Origin of the sequence: Arthrobacter cheniae (assembly GCF_003602275.1) — a bacterium.
Lineage (GTDB): Bacteria > Actinomycetota > Actinomycetes > Actinomycetales > Micrococcaceae > Arthrobacter_D > Arthrobacter_D cheniae.
The window spans coordinates 383,393-401,734 of the sequence record NZ_QZVT01000002.1; the positions used below are offsets into that span (position 1 = coordinate 383,393).

The 18,342-nt window shown below is 68.6% G+C and carries 18 protein-coding genes; 5 read left to right on the plus strand and 13 right to left on the minus strand.

Annotation, left to right across the window (positions count from 1 at the left end; genetic code table 11):
• Window positions 1-23: 23 nt before the first annotated feature.
• The 5 genes from D6T63_RS19145 to D6T63_RS05080 all read right to left on the minus strand — a co-directional run bounded on the left by D6T63_RS19145 (window position 24) and on the right by D6T63_RS05080 (window position 7,070).
• Complete coding sequence (locus tag D6T63_RS19145) at window positions 24-182, minus strand: hypothetical protein (protein ID WP_182976874.1); 159 nt, start codon at window positions 180-182, stop codon at window positions 24-26.
• An 88-nt stretch (window positions 183-270) separates the two neighbouring features.
• Window positions 271-1,617 (minus strand): MFS transporter, encoded by a 1,347-nt coding sequence (locus D6T63_RS05065; protein WP_120147921.1) that lies wholly within the window; start codon window positions 1,615-1,617, stop codon window positions 271-273.
• 71 nt (window positions 1,618-1,688) lie between these two features.
• Window positions 1,689-4,790, minus strand: a complete 3,102-nt coding sequence (locus D6T63_RS05070) for an AAA family ATPase (RefSeq protein ID WP_120147922.1) — start codon at window positions 4,788-4,790, stop codon at window positions 1,689-1,691.
• Window positions 4,791-4,799: 9 nt separating this feature from the next.
• On the minus strand, window positions 4,800-5,963 hold the full coding sequence (locus D6T63_RS05075; protein WP_120147923.1) for an exonuclease SbcCD subunit D: 1,164 nt from the start codon (window positions 5,961-5,963) through the stop codon (window positions 4,800-4,802).
• Window positions 5,964-6,029: 66 nt separating this feature from the next.
• On the minus strand, window positions 6,030-7,070 hold the full coding sequence (locus D6T63_RS05080; RefSeq protein WP_120147924.1) for an aquaporin: 1,041 nt from the start codon (window positions 7,068-7,070) through the stop codon (window positions 6,030-6,032).
• Window positions 7,071-7,220: 150 nt separating this feature from the next.
• On the opposite strand from D6T63_RS05080, the gene D6T63_RS05085 reads away from it, so the two are divergent.
• Both D6T63_RS05085 and D6T63_RS05090 read left to right on the plus strand, forming a co-directional pair.
• On the plus strand, window positions 7,221-8,369 hold the full coding sequence (locus D6T63_RS05085) for an ADP-ribosylglycohydrolase family protein (protein ID WP_120147925.1): 1,149 nt from the start codon (window positions 7,221-7,223) through the stop codon (window positions 8,367-8,369).
• A gap of 90 nt (window positions 8,370-8,459) precedes the next feature.
• Complete coding sequence (locus D6T63_RS05090) at window positions 8,460-9,374, plus strand: SDR family NAD(P)-dependent oxidoreductase (protein ID WP_120147926.1); 915 nt, start codon at window positions 8,460-8,462, stop codon at window positions 9,372-9,374.
• Between the two features lie 35 nt (window positions 9,375-9,409).
• Here the strand turns inward: D6T63_RS05090 and D6T63_RS05095 are convergent, their stop codons facing one another.
• The gene (locus D6T63_RS05095; protein ID WP_120147927.1) at window positions 9,410-10,402 is read right to left on the minus strand and encodes an exonuclease domain-containing protein; all 993 of its coding nucleotides are present in this window, start codon (window positions 10,400-10,402) and stop codon (window positions 9,410-9,412) included.
• A 93-nt stretch (window positions 10,403-10,495) separates the two neighbouring features.
• Between D6T63_RS05095 and D6T63_RS05100 the strand changes: the two genes are divergently transcribed.
• Complete coding sequence (locus D6T63_RS05100; protein ID WP_120147928.1) at window positions 10,496-11,188, plus strand: HAD family hydrolase; 693 nt, start codon at window positions 10,496-10,498, stop codon at window positions 11,186-11,188.
• A 74-nt stretch (window positions 11,189-11,262) separates the two neighbouring features.
• Here D6T63_RS05100 and D6T63_RS05105 read toward each other — a convergent pair whose 3' ends face one another.
• The 7 genes from D6T63_RS05105 to clpS all read right to left on the minus strand — a co-directional run bounded on the left by D6T63_RS05105 (window position 11,263) and on the right by clpS (window position 16,268).
• Entirely contained in the window at window positions 11,263-11,943 is a 681-nt protein-coding gene (locus D6T63_RS05105; RefSeq protein ID WP_407923709.1) for a DedA family protein, read from the minus strand.
• A 142-nt stretch (window positions 11,944-12,085) separates the two neighbouring features.
• Window positions 12,086-12,736, minus strand: coding sequence for an RdgB/HAM1 family non-canonical purine NTP pyrophosphatase (rdgB, locus tag D6T63_RS05110; RefSeq protein WP_120147930.1), 651 nt, complete (start codon window positions 12,734-12,736; stop codon window positions 12,086-12,088).
• Entirely contained in the window at window positions 12,729-13,520 is a 792-nt protein-coding gene (rph, locus tag D6T63_RS05115) for a ribonuclease PH (protein ID WP_120147931.1), read from the minus strand. The genes rdgB and rph overlap by 8 nt, the downstream gene beginning before the upstream one ends.
• A 65-nt stretch (window positions 13,521-13,585) precedes the next feature.
• Entirely contained in the window at window positions 13,586-14,383 is a 798-nt protein-coding gene (locus D6T63_RS05120; protein ID WP_120147932.1) for an MBL fold metallo-hydrolase, read from the minus strand.
• The gene (murI, locus tag D6T63_RS05125; protein ID WP_120147933.1) at window positions 14,380-15,291 is read right to left on the minus strand and encodes a glutamate racemase; all 912 of its coding nucleotides are present in this window, start codon (window positions 15,289-15,291) and stop codon (window positions 14,380-14,382) included. Before murI ends, D6T63_RS05120 begins: the two co-directional genes overlap by 4 nt.
• A gap of 83 nt (window positions 15,292-15,374) precedes the next feature.
• Window positions 15,375-15,950: a DUF2017 domain-containing protein gene (locus D6T63_RS05130; protein ID WP_120147934.1), complete on the minus strand. Its 576-nt coding sequence runs from the start codon at window positions 15,948-15,950 to the stop codon at window positions 15,375-15,377.
• Window positions 15,951-15,959: 9 nt separating this feature from the next.
• On the minus strand, window positions 15,960-16,268 hold the full coding sequence (gene clpS / locus D6T63_RS19490) for an ATP-dependent Clp protease adapter ClpS (RefSeq protein ID WP_220725877.1): 309 nt from the start codon (window positions 16,266-16,268) through the stop codon (window positions 15,960-15,962).
• Window positions 16,269-16,400: 132 nt separating this feature from the next.
• Here clpS and D6T63_RS05135 point away from each other — a divergent pair, with 132 nt between their 5' ends.
• Both D6T63_RS05135 and D6T63_RS05140 read left to right on the plus strand, forming a co-directional pair.
• The gene (locus D6T63_RS05135) at window positions 16,401-17,714 is read left to right on the plus strand and encodes a nicotinate phosphoribosyltransferase (RefSeq protein ID WP_268878005.1); all 1,314 of its coding nucleotides are present in this window, start codon (window positions 16,401-16,403) and stop codon (window positions 17,712-17,714) included.
• A complete protein-coding gene (locus D6T63_RS05140) occupies window positions 17,711-18,334 on the plus strand; it encodes an isochorismatase family protein (protein WP_120147936.1) in 624 nt (207 codons plus the stop codon). The genes D6T63_RS05135 and D6T63_RS05140 overlap by 4 nt, the downstream gene beginning before the upstream one ends.
• Window positions 18,335-18,342: the final 8 nt, after the last annotated feature.

Sequence of the window (18,342 nt, forward strand, 5' to 3'; positions counted from 1 at the left end):
CCGCTGCTGCGGACGGGGCGCCCCTAGGCGCCGTCGTCGTCCTCTTCCGGTTCGAAATTGCTCGGCTCGTCCATCGTCCCGGCTGCGACCCCGTCAGCGCCCGCGGGGATGGTTCCTTCGGGTCCCACGCCCTGCGAGTCCGCCTGATCGTCGTCGTTGCGGTTGGTTCCTTCGGTGCTCATGTGTCCTCCTGCTGATCGGCCGTGCTCCGATCCTAGGCGCGGCGGTAACCGATGAACAGTCGGTTGATGACCCGAGGTCGACTCGTGGTCAGGCTGCGCTGACGCGACGGAGAGCGATGGCGGACAGCGCCCCGATCAGCAGCAGGATTCCGGCTGCCACGCCCGGCACCATCGCGGCACCTGCAGCGCCGCCCGCTTGGGCGAGAGTACCGGCGAGCGCTGACCCGACCGCCGTGCCTGCCACGATGCCGCTCGCGAGGAACGTCATGACGGTGCCGAGGCGATGAGCCGGTGCCACTGCGGAGCCGATGGAGAAGATGGTGACCATGGCGGGTCCGACGAAGAGTCCCAGGATCAGCAGGACCACCACCATGACGGCGATCGACACGGGCAGGGCGAGCGCGGCCGCGGCACCGGTCATCGCCGCTGCCGACACCATCCAGCGGCTCGTGTGACGGAAGCGCGGCGACCAGTAGGCTACCGACAGTGCGGCGATGGCGGAACTCGACCCCATGACGGCATACAGCAGACCGGAAGATTCGGCAGCGCCGAACTCGCCGGTGAAGGCGGTGAGGAAGGTCTGCGTGGAACCGAAGAAGCTGCCCATGGCGACCATGCCTGCAACGGGGAGCAGCACGAGGGCCGGACCGAGACGCGGAACCGACGCGCCCGTTCCATCCTGCCCGAGGGCTCCACCATCGGCGTCCACCTGGGACTCCACGAGCCGACCCGCATCGCTGAAGGCAACAGTGGGATGCACGGCGAAGGCGCAGACGAAAGTGATGGTGAGTGCGGCGGCGAGGGCCAGCGGAAGCCATGGTGCGATCAGGCTCGCAAGCAGCCCGACGAGTGCCGGGCCGAGGACGAACGTCAGCTCATCGGCGGTGCCTTCATAGGACAGTGCTGTGTCCAGGGCAGATCGGGGACTCCTGCGGGTCATGGCCATCCACCGCACGCGGGCGAGCGGGCCGACCTGCGGGCAGGTGAATCCCATGGCGAGGGACGATACGAGGACGAGTGCGAGAGCCCGACCGGTGAAGCCGGCGCTGGTCGATGTCACGACCAGCAGGGCCGCGATGGCCAGGGTATTGAGCACCGCCGACACGAGCAGGACGATCCGCTGGCCACGCTTGTCGGCGAGGAATCCGAGCAGGGGTGCTCCGAGGGCGGATCCGAGACCGACGGCACCCGCTGCGAAGCCTCCAACCGCATAGGAACCGCTGGCGGTGGTGACGAGCGTGAGAGCTCCGACCGCGAGCATCGCCAGGGGAAGCCGGGCGAAGAGGCCGAGAACGAGGAAAGAAGTTCCTGCCAGCTGCGGGAGGACACCGAACTTGCCCAACCGGGATCGTCGAGGTGCTTCGGCGGTCGATGCAGGGGATGTGTCCGGGGATGGGACAGGACTCGGCGAGGCCGGTGTGGGGTTCTTGTACATGTACTTTCCGGGTGCGCGAAACGCGCATCGTCCCCCCTCCCGATGCGCCCGACCCGGTAACGCATGAAATTTTACACGCTCACACGCCGCTCCACATAGTGCAGACTCGAACCCTGCCTGCCTTTCACGACCTGCAGTTGCGCACTGATGCGCTGCTTGAGTTCAGGCACGTGGCTGACGAGTCCGATGACCCGCCCCCCACTCCTCAAGCCCTCGAGAGCGTCCATCACCTGCTCGAGGGCCTGGTCGTCCAGCGAGCCGAACCCTTCGTCCACGAACAGCGTCTCGATGTCGAGTCCACCTGCCTCCTGCTGCACCACGTCAGCCAGCCCGAGCGCGAGCGCCAGGGACGCCATGAAGGACTCTCCACCGGAGAGCGTCGATGTGTCCCGTCGATTGCCCGTCCACCCGTCGATCACATCGAGGCCGAGGCCCGACCGCTTGTTCCCCGCCGTGGCATCGCTGTGGACGAGCTGGTACCGCCCGTCGGACATCTGGAGTAGCCGCTCGGTCGCGGCGGCCGCGACCTGCTCGAGGCGGGACGCGAGCACATACGTCGCGAGGGACATCTTGTACAGGTTCTCACCGCCTCCGCGCGTGGTGTCGGCTATGGCCGAGGTGAGGTGCGCCCGCTCCCTCAGCGGTGCGATGGTGCGTTCACGGTCGGACAGCTCTCGGGCGTAGGTCTCGAGCTGCACCACGGAGTGCCCCAATACCTCGGCGCTGATGCCTGCCCGGTGGGCGCGGGTCCGAAGATCTGCCGCTGCTGCTGCCGCATCGCGTTCGTCGTCGTCGGATGGCGAAGTCAGGCCGTTCTCCTCCTCCCGCAGGCACTCCCTGATGTCCTCGGAGTCCCACTCCGCGTCAAGGCGGTGACCCTGGATCTCGTGGTCCCTGACGGATTGCATGTGCCGGGCGTGACGGTCCTCCGGCAACAATGCTGCTCGTACATCAGCCGCCGAGGTGAACGGCGTGCTGCCCAGCGCCTGCTCGAGCCGCTGTCGGCTCTCCTGCAGCGCAGTCGTCGCCCGGTCCAGAGCATCGAGCGCGCTCCGGGCGCACTCGATCCTCTCGGCGGCGCGCTGCACCTCGTCCACACGGTCCGCCAGGGACGCAGCCCCTGCCTGCAGTCCCTCCAGTCTTCGGGCCAGCATGGCGTCCTGGTCGGTCAGCGATGCCCGGCGCTTCTCCACCTCGCTCCGCTCGTGACGCAGGACGTCCCGCAGTGCCCGCAACCGCTCCTCCTCCTCGGTCGCGCGCACAATCCGCTCTTCGACGGAAACACACTCCGCCTGCGCCGCCTCCGTCCGGTCCACCCTGAGACGGGCGGCGCGGGTCGAGGAGGCAACGTCCTCGGGAACTCTGGCGCCTCCACGAGCCGCGAGATCAGCCAGTTCGAGCCGGATGCGGTCCCTTGCCTCCCGGGCGGCCTGCAGGGCGGTTTCGGCATCGGCCTGTTGCCGGCGCGCGGACTGCTCCTCCGCGAGGGTGACGCGGTCACCGCCGGGCGATGTCACAGGAGCCGGATGCTCCTCGCTACCGCAGACCGGGCAGGGCTGTCCCTCCTCGAGTCGTTCCGCAAGCTCCTCCGCGGCCTGCTCGAGCCGGAGTTGCAGCTTGTGCAGCCATTCCTCCTTCAAGGCGAGAAAACGCTCCGACGCGAGGACGTACTCCGCTTCAGCCACGCCCCGACGCTCCTCGGCAATGCCATGCTGCCGGACGATATCCTCCGCAGCGACTGCCGCGGCGAGTTCGGCGCGGACATGCGTGAGGCCATCGGCGGCCAGCCGCAGGGGTACCAGGCTGTCGGAGTCCTCCGCGCGCCGGCGCTGCAGCGCACTGATCCCTCCGTCCGCCTCGTCGATCCGTCCGTCGAGGCGGCCGACCTCCGTCGTCAAGCCGCCGAGTTCACGTCGCACGTCGATCAGCCGCTGTTCCTCCGGCAGCGCAGCACGCAGGACTGCCAACGCTGACGAGGACGCTTCGCAGGCCGCCGTGAGGGCTTCCCTCGGTCGCTCGGAGGAGTCAGTGCCAGGACCGAGCAGACGGAAGTCCAGATACTCTCCGGCGACACGGTCTGCCTCAACACGGCGCCGGGCATCTTCCTCACCCGTCTGTGCACGTTCCAGCTCCGAGGTCGCCTCGTCGCTCAACCGGAGAAGGGCAGCAAGCCCCTGCGCCTGATCATGACGGCGCGTCTGCTCCACCAGGCGCGCGATGCCCTCCGTTCGGCTCTCATGCTCCCGGCGTCGCCGCCGGAGCTGCGCAAGGGCTTCGAAGCGGAGCCGACGTCGGCTGATGCTTGCCAGCGAGCCATCGGCGAGCGCACTCTTCTCAGCAAGCTCCGTGTTCTCCGCGGCCGCCACCTCCCATCGGTCGCGCAGCGCCTCCGTAAGCGCATGCACCTCTCCATCCCGCTCCTCCGGGGACATGGTTCCGATGACTTTGTCTGCCGCACCGGGTGCATCGTCAGGGGGAGTTGCCGTTGTCATGCCCAGACCGTGCCGCTCGGCTTCATCCGCCGCCCGGAGGAAGAGATGCCGCTGCTTGCCCTCCTCCTCGGCCAGCTCCCGGGACGACCGCTGGCTCTCCTCGGCGAACAACCGTTCGAGGTCCTCGAAGCGGACCGTCGAGAAAAGACGCTGCAGCAGTTCACGCCGTGGCTTTGCGTCGGCCCGCAGGAACGCCGCGAACTCACCCTGAGGGAGCATCACCACCTTGGTGAACTGCTCCTTGTCCATGCCGAGCAGGGATTGCAGTTCCAGCCCCGCCTCGTCACTCCGTGCAGACTTCTGCACCCACTCGGAGCCGATCCGCTCGCTGAGCAGGGTGCGCGCCTGCTCCGTCGTGGTGCCACTCCCCCGGCGCGCCGGCCGCTCCCAGGCCGGTGACCGCACGACCCGGAAGCGACGATCGGCGACGGAGAACTCCAGGGAGACCTCAGGGGCCACCGACTCCGCCGCGTGATCGCTCCGGAGTCGCTTGGCTCCCTGTCGTGCGCCCGGAACTGAACCGTAGAGCGCGAAGCACACAGCGTCCAGCACGCTGGATTTGCCGGCCCCGGTTGGGCCGTTCAGCAGGAACAGTCCCTGACTCGACAGGGCGTCGAAGTCGACGACCTGGCGGTCGGCGAACGGGCCGAACGCCTGGATCTCGAGGTTGTGGATTCTCACAAAGCCGTCCTATCGCTCGTGCGCGAGGCTCAGCGCGGAATCGACGGTCGACCGGATGAGCGCCTCTTCCCCCGCCGACGCGGCGCGGCCGCGTACGTGATGCAGGAAACCACTGCAGATGTCGGCATCGTCCCGTGCCTCCGCCATGCGCTGGCTGTAGGTCCGTGCGTCCTCCCGCTCTCCGCCCTCGGGCGCGAAGGCGAGGACGAGGGTATCGGGGAATCTCGTCCGGAGGCGTTCCATGGCTCGTGCCGGCCGCTCCCTGTCCGTCAGCGTGATGTGGCAGTAGGCGTTCTGGGCCGATCGGAGGTCCTCGCGGATCAGGAGGTCCTCGAGCGGGCCCCGCAGAACGGCGAGGTCACGTGGCGCCGGCCACTCGATGGCGCGAACCATGCCGATGCCGTTCTCCGTCGCCTCGATGAGCCAGGCACCCTTGGTCTGGTTCACCTCCGAGAAGGAGTAGGCAAGGGGCGATCCCGAGTAGCGCACGCTGTCGGAGAGTTTCTGCCTCCCGTGCAGGTGCCCGAGCGCTGCGTAGTCGAAGCCATCGAAGAGGGAGAGGGGGACGGAGCCGAGGCCGCCGATGGCGAGGTCGCGCTCACTGTCAGAACCCGCACCACCTGCAGCAAAGGTATGCGCCATGACGATCGACACCACGCGGCGCTCGGAAGCCCGCTGGGCGATGTCCGCGCGGACCCGGTCGAGTGCCGCCGTCGTGACGGCCGTGTGCGTGCTTGCCTGCGCCTGGAGGATCTCGGCGACGACGCGCGGCTCCAGGTACGGGACGCCGTAGATGGCGAGCTCTGCACCTGCTCCGAGTGTACGCACGACCGGCGTCCCGATGTCCTCGATGCGCGTACGCAGGTGCACTCCGCCTCGCGCCAGGATCCGTCCGCCGAATCCCAGCCGCGTCGCGGAATCGTGGTTCCCGCTACTGACGACGACGTGCGCTCCGGCCACGGTCAGCCGATCGAGGGCGTCATCGAAGAGGGCGACGACGTCGACGCCGGGCAGTGCCCGGTCGTACACGTCCCCGGTAATGAGGACGACATCGACCCCCTCCTCGCGGACCGTCTTCTCGAGGTTGTCGATGAAGATCCGCTGGGAGTCGAGCATCCCGGTGCCGTGGAACGATCGGCCCAGGTGCCAGTCCGACGTGTGGAGGATCTTCATGATTTTCACGCTACCGCCGCTCGCCGACATTCCGCGAACCAGCGCGCGGCGGGCCGCGAAAGGACGCTAGCGCCCCGTCCCGGGTGCATTCGGATCGTCCATTCGTGTTGCCTCGCGCGCATCGGTGTCCCGCGTCTCGAAGAAGGTTGCCGCGTCACGTCCGCGGCGCTCGTCACCCTGCACGACGCGGTCGCCTGCCGCGGTTCCGCCAGGGGTGTCCCGCGCCGCGGGCGAACCGTGCCTCGAGGGCTCGGTCGTCATCGACTCGGAGCTCCCCTCACCGGCCGCAGGATCTGCCGGGGCGGAGACGGGGGCATCAACCGTGCCACGGCCGGCTCGGGCGGGTTCCCAGCTGTCGACGGTGCGGAAGACCAGCCCTGCGATGACGCCTCCGATGATCGGCGCGGCCCAGAACAGCCACAGCTGCTGAAGCGCCCAGGAGTCCGCGAAGATGGCCGACGCGGTGGCCCGGATGGGATTGAGGGCACCGTTCGTGACGGGCAGGAGGAACGAGAGCAGGCCCGCGAAGGCCAGGCCGACGGCGAACGGTGCCAGGTCGCGCCGAGCACGGCGCGAACCGGCGCCGAGGAAGACGGCCACCAGGATGGCGGTCGCGGTGACCTCCAGGAGGAAAGCACTCGTCAGGGGGAACTGGGCCGGCGAGTGCTCACCGAAGCCGTTGGAAGCCGAGCTGAAGAAGGTACGGATCCCGGTGAGCTGCGAGTTCGCGCTGAGGACCAGCCAGATCAATCCGGACGCCGCCACCGCCCCCAGGACCTGCGCCACGATGTAGGGGACCACGGAGGCCCAGCCGGTCCGCCCGGCGATCGCCGAGCCGAGGGTGACAGCCGGGTTGAAGTGGCCCCCGGAGATGTAGCCGAAGGCGATCATCGCTGCCACGACGGCGAACCCGAACACGAGCGTCGGCTGGAGGGACGTCTCCGTCGCGAGCATGGTGGCTCCGAGGCCCACGAGGATGATGAAGAACGAGCCCACTGCCTCGGCGATGGAGCGTGCCACGAGGCCGGACGCCTGTGGCCCGTCGTCCCCGCTCGTCATCGGGGCGGAGTCCGGCGTCGAGCCGGTCGCGGTCGTAGGGTGCGTCATGGGGTCGTAGTCCTTCTATCGAGCCTGCGGGAGACCGCCCGGTGGTATACCGGGCCGCCGACGAGCCTTCCATCCTAGTCTGGACGCTAGCTGGGATCGGGCTGGTCCTCGCGGCGCAGGAATGAACCCGCACCTCTTTAGACTGGGGACGTGACCAGAGACAGCGCCGCCGCCAGCACTCCCGCCGACGTCCCGGAAGAGGTCGACGAATCATCGACGGACCCGTCCACCTATGCGGACCGGGTGCTGGGATGCCTTCTGGGCACCATGGCCGGGGACGCGTACGGCGTCCTCCACGCCGTGGGCGACGATCCCTCCGCCGCGCTCGGCGATCCTGCGGCACTCGCCGTCTCCGACGCGACCCAGCTGACCCTGTACACCGTCGACGGCCTCGTCGACGCACTCGAGTGGGCGAACGACGGCGTCGCCGCCGACGAGACCGCCTGCCTCTGGCTCGCCTATCTCCGCTGGCTCGTGCGGCAGGGCGAGCACCTTCCGGCGAACGCACCGGCACCGCCCGGACGATGGCTGGACCGCCAGGACGACCTGCTGCCCGTGCACGACCCCGATGCCGACACGGTTCGCGCTCTCCTCACGGGTGCGATGGGCACGCGGTCACGCCCCCTCAACCCGCAGGCGGAGGGCGCCGGTGCCCTGATGCGATCGGCTCCCTTCGGTCTGGTCCCCAGGATTCCGGCGAGCATGGTGGAACGGCTGACGGTCGACGCCGCCGCGCTCACGCACGGGTCCCCTGCCGCCCGGGGCACGGCAGCCCTGTTCAGCGGCCTCATCCGTTCGCTCGCCATCGATGAACTGACCCTGGACGAGGCAGTTCGCATCATGCGCGGCGAGGAAGACCGCCTGGCGCACACGTCCGGACACGACGACGGCACCAGCGGTGTGACGACGGGAGCGACAGCGCCGACAGCGTCGGGCGGACCGGCCGCGAGGGTCGCGCCGGGAGCAATGGCGGGAACGACCGCGGACGCGACGACGACGGGCAGCAGGGCCGACGCCACGACGGCGGCAGGGACGTTCGAGGCCGCACTGCAGGCCGTGCTCGAGGGTGCCTCCGAGTCGTCCTCTCCGCAGGACCATCTCGCAGCTGCACTCGCCCACGCCTCGTCTGCCGGACGCCCTGATGCTTCCTCCACGGTCGCGGCGTCCGTGGCGGGTGCGATCGTCGGCGCGCTGCACGGCACCCGGGCCATTCCGGCCTCGTATCGGAACGCCGAGGGAATGCCCGCCGTCGTCCGGGGCATGGCCCGCACCCTCGTGAGAGCCACGACGGGCTCGTGACGCTCCGCCGATGGATCCAAGGCCCCGGGACCGTCGCCGTGTGCCGAGGAAGCTCCTCGGTCGACCGGAGCACCTGCCTAGGCTGACATCATGTGGAATCCCACCGACCTCCCCCAGCTCTCCGATCACCGCGTCCTCGTCACCGGGGGCAATGCCGGTCTCGGCTACTTCGCCTGCGAGCAGCTCGCGGGAGCCGGTGCGAGCGTGGTCATGGCGTCGCGCAGTGACGAGAAAGCCCGTCGCGCCATCAGCGCCATACGCGGACGACATCCTCACGCCGATGTGTCCTTCCAATCCCTCGACCTCGCGGACCTCGCCTCGGTGCGTGCAGCCGCGGACGCGCTCGCCGACGCACCGCCCCTGACTGGCCTGCTCGCCAACGCGGGGGTGGTGGGGTCCTCACAGCACCGGACGACGGCGGACGGTTTCGAACTGCAGTTCGGCACCAACCACCTCGGCCATTACGCCCTCGTGGCGCTCCTCCTGCCCACACTGTCCGCTGCCGGTACGAGGATCGTGCACCTCGGCAGCATCAGCCACCGATGGGCGCGTCTGACGCCGACGTCCCTGCAGCCCTCGACCTACCGCAACGCGCGCGCCTACGCCACGTCCAAGCTCGCCGTGATGGCGTTCGGCTTCGAATTGGCCCGGCGTCTCGACCTGACCGGCAGCGCTGCCACGAGCGTCGTCGCCCATCCTGGCTTGGCCCTCCGTATGTTCACGCCGGAAAGGCCCGGAGTGGCCACATTCGAGGACGCAGCGGCGTGGCGGCAGCGGATTCTGCGGCCGGTTGCGCAGGGAAAGGACCACGGCGCATGGCCGCTGGTGCGCGCGACCGTGGATCCGACCATCCCCAACGGTGCCTACTGCGGACCGGAAGGCTGGTTCCAGCTCACGGGATCCCCCGCCGTCGTCCCGGCGAAGCCGCACGCCCGGGAGAGCAACGCGGCATCGAGACTCATCGACCTGTCAGCCGGCCTGACCGGAATCGAACTCAGCTTCTGACCGCACCTGGGAACCCTGGCACGCGCGTCCTGTGCCTACTGGCTCTCCGCGGGCCACCGGCCGCCGGTCATCTGCAGGAACTCCGCCTCGGAGAGCACCTCGATGGCCTGTCCGCGCTCATGCAGCTCCAGGACGCGTCGGGCCTTGCCGGTGACGCGTCCGTTCCTGAGGTCCGAGGCGACGAAGCCGTCGCCGACCACCAGCACCGTCGTGCGGCGCGTGACGGAACTGGCAGGCTGCGCTCCGAGGCGCGCCGCCCGCTCCTTCGCCTGCGGCCGCGAGATGCCGAGGCTGCCCGTGAACACGACGGTCTGTCCGTAGAGCGGGTGTCGCGGGTCCGCCTGGGCATTGGCGTGGGGGTTCTCGCCCTCTTCGGGCCAGCCCGACCAGCCCGACGGCGATGCACTGCGCTCGAGTGCCGTGCGGGTGGCTTTCGACAGTTCATCGATGCCCGGTGCGTAGGGCTCGGCACGCGACAGCGGCAGGTTGTGGGAGCCGAGCACGTCCTCCACGGTGGAGGCCTCGTACCGCCGGGCGATATCGATCATGATGCCGGCGCAGGCCCTGGCGTCCTCCACGGCATCGTGGTGGTTGACCAGGGGCACGCCCGCCGCTTCGGCCACGAACGGGAGCGAATAGGACGGGAGGAAGTAGCTCCTGCGGGACAGCACCACGGTGCACGCGTACTCCCAGGCCGGGCCGGCGAGCGCGGAGACCTCGAGGGCCGAGCGGATCACACCGAGATCGAATGCCGCGTTGTGCGCCACCAGTACATCGGAGCCGATGAACCCGCCGATCTCGGGGAACAGCTCCCCGAATCTCGGGGCGCCGGCCACCATCGAGGAGGTAATGCCGTGGATGGCGATGTTGCGGGGGTCAAAATGGTCATGCCCCACGGGCGGGCGCATCAGCCATGATGCTTCTTCCACGACCCTGCCGTCGCGCACCTTCGTCAGGCCGACGGCGCACGGGGAGCCACGGAAGCCATTCGCCGTCTCGAAGTCGATGGCCGTAAACGCAATTCCCACGCATTCAACTGTACTGCCGCCCACCCACACCCGTTCACCGAACGTTCATCGCGCCCCGGCGCGTTCCCGCAGCAAGTGGTCCTACCCTGAATCATGGCACGCATTGACTCCTCCCGCCGGTGGTACCTCTTCGACTACGGGAACGTGATCTCCACCCCTCCCACGCCGCAGGACTGGGACGCGCTCGCGGAGGCGATCGGCATCCCGGAACTCCAGGAACCGACGTCCACCTATTGGCTCCACAGGTACGCCTATGACGCCGGCTCGCTGTCCTCGGACGAATACTGGTCGCTGGTGAGCGGCGCGCGGGTCAACCCCGTGAGGGCCGCCTGGCTCGACATCCTCGACGGAAATCAGTGGTCGCACCCGAACCTCGAGGTACTCGACGTCCTGGAGGATCTCGATGCCCGGGGCGAGCGCCTGGCGTTGCTGTCGAACATGCCGGCCGCCATGGTCTCCCACCTCGGAGACGCTCCCTGGACGAAGCTTTTCCAGCACCTGTTCTTCAGCTCGTCCCTGAGACTGGTCAAACCGTCGGCGGCGATCTTCGAGCACGTGCTGACAGAGCTCGCCGTCGACCCCGGACTGGTGACGTTCGTCGACGACTCGCCGGCGAACATCGCTGCTGCCCACTCCCTGGGGATCGACGCGCGACTGTTCGACCCGTCGTCGGACCTGTCGAGGACACTCGTAGCGCCCGGCAGGGCGCAAGGCACCGCGCGAGGCTTCGAGGCCGTGGCCCTGCCCGGCGCGGAACCGGCGGTCAGCGCGCTGATCCAGGAGTAGGGACAGCCAGGGCCCCGGGCACCCCGGCTGTCAGTCCTACCCTGCGGAGTCCCCACGTTCCAGGAGCCCGGTGCTCACTGGACCCGCTTGTCCGCCCGGTGCTTGCGCACCTTGGAGACGACGAACCAGACCGCGAACACCACGACGGCGACGATCACGAGTTTCTGGAAGGTGTCGGCGTACTGCTCGACGATGTGCCAGCTCTCCCCGAGGTAGAACCCGGCCATGACGAAGATCGTATTCCAGATCAGGCTGCCGGCCGTGGTCAGCAGGAGGAACTTGCCGATCGGCATGCGTTCGATACCCGCCGGAATGGACACGAGACTCCTGAAGAGGGGGATCATCCTGCCGAAGAAGACCGCGCGGTAGCCGTGGCGATCGAACCAGGCCTCCACCTTGTCGACGTCCTCGAGGTCGATGAGGGGAACCTTGGAAACGAGGCGCCGCATGCGGTCACGCCCGAGCCACGCGCCCAGGGCGTATAGCGCGTAGGCACCGACGACCGACCCCAGTGTTGTCCAGAGGATCGCCTCGAACAACGAGAAGTTGCCCCTGCTGGCGGTGAATCCCGCGAGGGGGAGGATGACCTCGCTCGGCAGCGGCGGGAACAGGTTCTCGAGGGCGATCGCCAGGCCCGCTCCGGGTGCGCCGATGGTCTCCATCAGGTTCACCGCCCAGTCCGTGACGGCGCCGAGGGCCGAGCCGTCCGACGTCGTGGTCGCCGTTGAGACGTGGACCGCCTGGACTGTTTGGATGATGCTCACGGGTGAATCCGTCCCTCTCGTGGTCCGCCCTGCGGGCGGCCGGTGCGTGCGTGCTGGCATGCGGTGCTGCCGGCTGACCCTGCGGTCCTACTCGCGCTGTCGGGTCAGCAGTGTTGGTGCGTCAGGCGTGTCGCTACTCGGTAGGACGAGAAGACAGCGCGTCGACGAGGTGCGGCAGCAGCGCCCTGAAGGCGATACCGCGGTGGCTGATGGTGTTCTTCTCGTCGGGTGCGAGTTCGGCGCAGCTCCGGTCGAGTCCTTCGGGGACGAGGATCGGATCGTAGCCGAAGCCCCCGGTCCCGCGGGGTGCGTCGAGCAGTGAGCCGCGGAGTTCGCCTCGCTCGGTGCGGCTGGCGGCCGCATCACCGGTGGGATGCGCGAGTGCGGCCGCGCAGACGAAGGCTGCGCCCCGGCGCTCGCGCGGGATGTCGCGCAACTGACCGAGCAGCAGCTCCAGGTTCGCGGCGTCGTCCCCATGGTGTCCGGACCAGCGGGCGGAGAAGATGCCCGGGGCTCCTCCGAGGACATCGACGGCCAGGCCGGAATCATCGGCGACGGCGACGAGTCCCGTCGCGCGCGCAGTCGCTTCGGCCTTGAGGAGTGCGTTCTCCTCGAAGGTCACACCGCTCTCGACGACGTCGGGGGCGCCCGCGGACGCCGCGTCGATGACCTGGGTGTCGACGTCGAGTCCCGGCACCTGGTCACGCAACAGCTCGCGCAGCTCCCGCAGCTTGCCTGCGTTGCGCGTCGCGAGGACGAGGCGTGGCTGCTTGCCCTCAGCCACCCTGGGAGTCCCGCAGCGTATCGATCTGGATCTGCGCCAGTTGCGCCGTCCCCAGCAGTGCCAGGTCGAGCAACGCGTCGAGCTCGGCACGATCGAACGGCGCTCCCTCGGCAGTGCCCTGCACCTCGACGAACTTCCCGGACCCGGTGACGACGACGTTCATGTCGGTCTCGGCGCGCACGTCCTCGACGTAAGGGAGGTCGAGCATGGGCACGCCGTCGATGATGCCGACGCTGATGGCGGCGACGGTATCGGTCAGCGGCGAGGCCGACGCCGGGATGAGCTTCTTGTCCTTCGCGTACCGGATCGCGTCGGCCAGGGCCACGTAGGCACCGGTGATCGCCGCGGTGCGGGTGCCGCCGTCGGCCTGCAGTACATCGCAGTCGAGCACGATGGTGTTCTCGCCGAGCGCCTTGGTGTCGATGATGGCGCGCAGCGACCGCCCGATCAGGCGGGAGATCTCGTGCGTCCGGCCGCCGATCTTGCCCTTGACCGATTCACGGTCCGAGCGGGTGTTCGTGGCACGCGGAAGCATCGCGTACTCGGCGGTGACCCAGCCCTTACCCTCGCCCTTCAGCCAGCGGGGTACGCCGCTCGTGAGGGACGCGGTGCAGAGCACACGCGTGTTGCCGAACTCGATCAGGGCGGATCCCTCGGCCTGCTTGGACCAGCCGCGGGTGATGCTGATGTTCCGCAGCTGGTCGGGCGTCCTGCCGTCCGCTCGCAGCACGGGAGGTACAGCCGCGTCGGACACAGGGCCGGGTGTGGAATTCGCAGAGGTCATGATTTCCAGTCTAGACGGCTGCGCATGGGAGGTTGCTGGTAACACCGTCGCGCGGCCGACGCCGGTCAGACTGTGTAGGACACGCCGGCGACGGCGACCGCGAGCTGTCCGTCATAGCTCTGCCGGGCCTCGCTGACGGCGAGGTTCGCGTCGTTCCACACCGGGAGGTGGGTCAGCAGCAGGCGCTTGGCCGAGGCGCGCGTAGCGACGTCGCCCGCCCGCTTGCCCGTGAGGTGTACGCCTGTGATCCCATCGTCCCGACCCTCGTGGAACGCCGCCTCGCAGAGGAAGATGTCGGCGTCGCGCGCAGCCTCCACCAGTCCGTCGCAGGAGTCGGTATCACCCGAGTAGGTGAGGATGTGAGGGTGCGCGACACCGTGCTCATCCGTCTCGGCAACCACGACCCGCAGCGCGTATGCCTCCTCGATGGGGTGCAGGACCTGATAGGGCGTGATGGTGAAGGGACCTACCCTGACCGGATCACGATCGCCCCAGGAGTGGAAGTCGAAATCCTCGTGCATCCCGGGGTCGAGTTCGAGGCCGTACGCACTCGCCATCCTGTCGGCGGTCGCCGCCGGCCCCCAGACGGGGATACGCGGCATGCCCCAGCCCGAGGGGTCCCAGTGCACGGCGACGTGGAGTCCGCAGATGTCCATGCAGTGATCGGGATGGAGGTGGGACAGGAATACGGCGTCGATCTCGCGGAGGTTCATGTATCGCTGCAGGGCGCCGAGCGAACCGTTCCCGAGATCGAGCAGGATACGCCACGTCCGGCCCTCCCACTCCGCGCTCAGGAGGTAGCAGGAGGCCGGGGACTGCGGCCCGGGGAAGGACCCGCTGCACCCGACGATGGTCAGCTTCATGCGCGTGGGAAGCCGGCGGCGGCGATCATCTCGGGGGTGATCCGCGCCAGGCTGCCGGTGGGGTACTGCGCTGCGACGTGGTCCACGTGCTGCACGCTCAGCACCTCGGGTCCGAGGAAACGGCGCGCCAGCACCTCGAAGCTCCCTGCATCGCCCGTCGCGATGAAGCGGTGCACGGCGGGCGCCGCGCTTTTGCGCTCGAGGCCGTGCGAGACCAGTGCCCTGTAGACGTCCTTGGCGGTCTCCTCGGCGCTCGAGACGAGGGTGACGTCGTCTCCCATGACATAGGAGATGACGCCGGTGAGCAACGGATAATGGGTGCAGCCGAGCACGAGGGTGTCGATGCCGGCGTCCTGCAGCGGCGAGAGGTACTTCTCGGCGGTGCGGAGCAGGGCGGGGCCACCCGTGATCCCTGCCTCCACGAACTCGACGAAGGAAGGGCAGGCGACGGAGGTGACGTCGAGGTGTGGGGCAGCTGCGAAGGTGTCGTCGTAGGCGCGCGAGCCGACGGTCGCGGCCGTCCCGATCACGCCGATCCGGCCGGACCGGGTGGAGGCCACCGCTCGCCGGACCGCCGGCTGGATGACCTCGATGACGGGGATGCCGTACCGGTCCGTGTAGCGCTCCCGCGCATCGCGGAGCACTGCTGCCGACGCCGAATTGCAGGCGATCACGAGGAGTTTGACGCCCGAGTCGACGAGCTCGTCCATCACACCCAGCGCGTGGGCACGTACCTTGGCGATCGGCAGGGGGCCGTAAGGGCCGTTCGCCGTATCACCGACATACATGATCGATTCATGGGGAAGCTGATCGATGACGGCACGCGCCACGGTCAGTCCCCCGACGCCGGAGTCGAAGATGCCGATGGGCGCTTCGCTGCGGTCCGTGTTCAATGGCGAGAGGGTCATGATTCTCTGAGAATAAGACGTGGCGCCGACGAAAACTATTCGCCCCTGCGTGGGGTGCATCACAGACCACGCGTGCCGGGCCGTCAGCGATCCAGGCGAACGGCCTTCAACATGGCCTGCACAAGGGATTCCTGCAGCCAGGTGACGAAGTTGTACACCAGCGCGAGATAGGACTCGACGTCGTCGACATCCTTCGAGTCCGCGATGTCGTGGAGGCGTTCGGCGTCCGCCTCGGATTCGATCCTGAGCCGGTCCGCGAGAACGAGCCGCACATCGTTGAGCGCCTGTGCCAGGAGCCTCGCCTGCTCGTCGTTCAGCGTCATGGGGCTGAATTCGATGAGCAGGGCGCTGCCGCGCAGGGCACCGATCTTCTGCTCCCGCAGGGAACGTTCGGTCAGCCGGCGGAACGCGAGGGCCTCGTCGTCGTCCCCGCGGACAGCGTCGGGCAGGAGGCGGCGGACGGCGGAATCGTCCGGCGTCGTGGCCTCGGCATCGGCACCGGACATGCCGACGAGCGCGGCCAACGGATCCTCGCTCGGCGCCGTCTCGGGCTCGAGCATCGAGATGACGTCGTCGAGCAGGGCACCGAGGAGGCGCGCCTCACCCGGTTCCAGCGCTCCGGTGATACCGCGTCGGGTCGACTTGAAGTGCTTCGCCATGGGGTGGGCTTACTCGCTTCCGGCTTTTTCGAAGGTGGCCCAGAGTCCGTACGAATGCAGGGCTACGGTGTCCTGCTCCACCTTCTCGCGGCTGCCGGAGACGACGGCGGAGCGGCCCTGCTCGTGCACCTCGAGCATGAGGGTCCGGGCCTTCGCCTCGGTGTAGCCGAAGTAGGACTGGAACACGTAACTGACGTAGCTCATGAGGTTCACGGGATCATTCCAGACCACGACGACCCAGGGCTGGTCGAGGTCGGTCTTCTCGGTCGTCCGCACCTTCTCCTGGGTGTCGGTGCCGGTTGCAAAGCCTACTGTCATACCGTCCATTCTAGGTCGCATCGCCGATGCCCGGTGGCCTGGTACTCCTACGGCGGACGCCCCGCTATCGTTTTGAGGGTGACTGATGCCCTGACCACCGAATCACCTGACGCGGGTTCGGCCCCCCCTGCCGTGGATGCGCCGAACAGCGCCCTCTTCACCGACCAGTACGAGCTCACGATGCTGCAGGCATCCCTCCACTCCGGGGCGGCACACCGCCGATCGGTCTTCGAGGCCTTCGCCCGGCGCCTCCCGGCGGGGCGGCGCTACGGCGTCGTCGCAGGAACGGGACGCCTCCTCGAGGCGCTGGCCAGCTTCCGGTTCGACGAGGCGCAGCTCACGTTCCTCAGCGACCACAGGATCGTCGACGACACCACCCTCGAATGGCTGGCGGGCTTCCGCTTCACGGGCTCCATCTCGGGGTACGCCGAGGGCGAAGCCTACTTCCCCAACTCCCCCATCCTGACGGTCGAGTCGTCCTTCGCAGAGGCGTGCATCCTCGAAACCCTGATCCTGTCGGTCCTGAACCACGACAGCGCCATCGCCTCGGCCGCCTCCCGAATGACCGGCGCTGCGGCCGGGCGGCCGTGCATCGAGATGGGATCCCGTCGCACGCACGAGGAGGCGGCGGTCGCCGCGGCCCGCGCCGCCATCATCGGAGGCTTCGCCAGCACGTCCAACCTCGAGGCCGGTCGCCGGTACGGCCTGCCGACGGTGGGCACCGCAGCCCACTCCTTCACCCTGCTGCACGATTCCGAGCGAGCCGCCTTCGAGGCCCAGGTCGCCTCGCTCGGCCGCGGCACCTCGCTCCTGGTGGACACGTACGACGTCGAACAGGGGGTACGCACCGCCGTGGAGGTGGCGGGTGCTGACCTGGGAGCAGTCCGGCTCGACTCGGGAGATCTCGTCGCCCAGGCGCGCTGGGTGCGCCAGCTCCTCGATGACCTCGGCAACCACACGACAAGGATCGTCGTCACGTCGGACCTCGACGAGTTCGCCATCGGCCTCCTCGCGTCCGCTCCCGTCGACTCCTACGGCGTCGGCACCTCCCTGGTGACCGGCTCCGGAGCACCTACCGCGGGCATGGTCTACAAGCTCGTGAGCAGACAGGACGACGACGGCACCTTCATCTCCGTGGCCAAGGCTGCCAAGAACAAGGCCTCGGTCGGCGGGATCAAGCACGCACTGCGCCGCCTCGACGAGCACGGCACCGCGCAGGTCGAGGTGGTGGGGGTCGGTATCAGTCCCGCCGACGACGGCAACGACCGTCCCCTCATGCAGCAGTTCGTGAAGGAGGGTGTCCTCCTGCCGGGCTGGACCGGACCCGAGGCCGTCACCCGCGCAGCCGAGCGCCACGCACTGTCGATGGCCGAGCTACCCGGAGCAGTCCGCCGCCTGCAGCGCGGCGAACCAGTCATCCCCACCGAATACGAGGAGGCATCATGACGCGCGCACTGGTCATCGTGGACGTGCAGAACGATTTCTGCGAGGGCGGCTCGCTCGCCGTCCAGGGCGGTGCACAGGTCGCGGCCGACATCAGCGACCACATCGACGAGCAGGCAGGTTCGTACGACTACATCGTGGCCACGCAGGACTGGCACATCGACCCGGGTGCGCACTTCTCCGAGACACCGGACTTCATCGACTCGTGGCCCGTCCACTGCGTCGCCGGCACCAAGGGCTCGGACTTCCACCGGGACCTCGACACGGAGAGCATCGACGCCGTGTTCCGCAAGGGTCAGTTCGAGGCGGCCTACTCCGGCTTCGAGGGAGTCAAGGCGCCCGACGACGAGGTGCCCACCGGCGAGCAGAAGCTGGGCGGAGGGTCGGTGGAGAACAGCGAGGACCCGATGACGCTGGACGACTGGCTGCGCGAGCACGAGGTCGACGACGTGGTCATCGCGGGTCTGGCAGCGGACTACTGCGTCCGGTCCACGGCGCTCGATGCGCTGCAGGCCGGCTACTCCGTCACGCTGCTGACGGATCTCACGCGCGGAGTGCATGAAGACAACACCGAGGACGTCCTCGAGGAGCTGGCGGCGGCCGGCGTGGAGCTGGAGCGCTGAATTCCTAC

What these genes read in the sequence shown, in the direction of transcription:
- D6T63_RS19145 (WP_182976874.1), bottom strand. Translation starts at nt 182, where the DNA reads ATGAGCACCGAAGGAACCAACCGCAACGACGACGATCAGGCGGACTCG.
- D6T63_RS05065 (WP_120147921.1), bottom strand. Translation starts at nt 1,617, where the DNA reads ATGTACAAGAACCCCACACCGGCCTCGCCGAGTCCTGTCCCATCCCCG.
- D6T63_RS05075 (WP_120147923.1), bottom strand. Translation starts at nt 5,963, where the DNA reads ATGAAGATCCTCCACACGTCGGACTGGCACCTGGGCCGATCGTTCCAC.
- D6T63_RS05080 (WP_120147924.1), bottom strand. Translation starts at nt 7,070, where the DNA reads ATGACGCACCCTACGACCGCGACCGGCTCGACGCCGGACTCCGCCCCG.
- D6T63_RS05090 (WP_120147926.1), top strand. Translation starts at nt 8,460, where the DNA reads ATGTGGAATCCCACCGACCTCCCCCAGCTCTCCGATCACCGCGTCCTC.
- D6T63_RS05100 (WP_120147928.1), top strand. Translation starts at nt 10,496, where the DNA reads ATGGCACGCATTGACTCCTCCCGCCGGTGGTACCTCTTCGACTACGGG.
- rph (WP_120147931.1), bottom strand. Translation starts at nt 13,520, where the DNA reads ATGACCTCTGCGAATTCCACACCCGGCCCTGTGTCCGACGCGGCTGTA.
- D6T63_RS05120 (WP_120147932.1), bottom strand. Translation starts at nt 14,383, where the DNA reads ATGAAGCTGACCATCGTCGGGTGCAGCGGGTCCTTCCCCGGGCCGCAG.
- murI (WP_120147933.1), bottom strand. Translation starts at nt 15,291, where the DNA reads ATGACCCTCTCGCCATTGAACACGGACCGCAGCGAAGCGCCCATCGGC.
- D6T63_RS05130 (WP_120147934.1), bottom strand. Translation starts at nt 15,950, where the DNA reads ATGGCGAAGCACTTCAAGTCGACCCGACGCGGTATCACCGGAGCGCTG.
- clpS (WP_220725877.1), bottom strand. Translation starts at nt 16,268, where the DNA reads ATGACAGTAGGCTTTGCAACCGGCACCGACACCCAGGAGAAGGTGCGG.
- D6T63_RS05140 (WP_120147936.1), top strand. Translation starts at nt 17,711, where the DNA reads ATGACGCGCGCACTGGTCATCGTGGACGTGCAGAACGATTTCTGCGAG.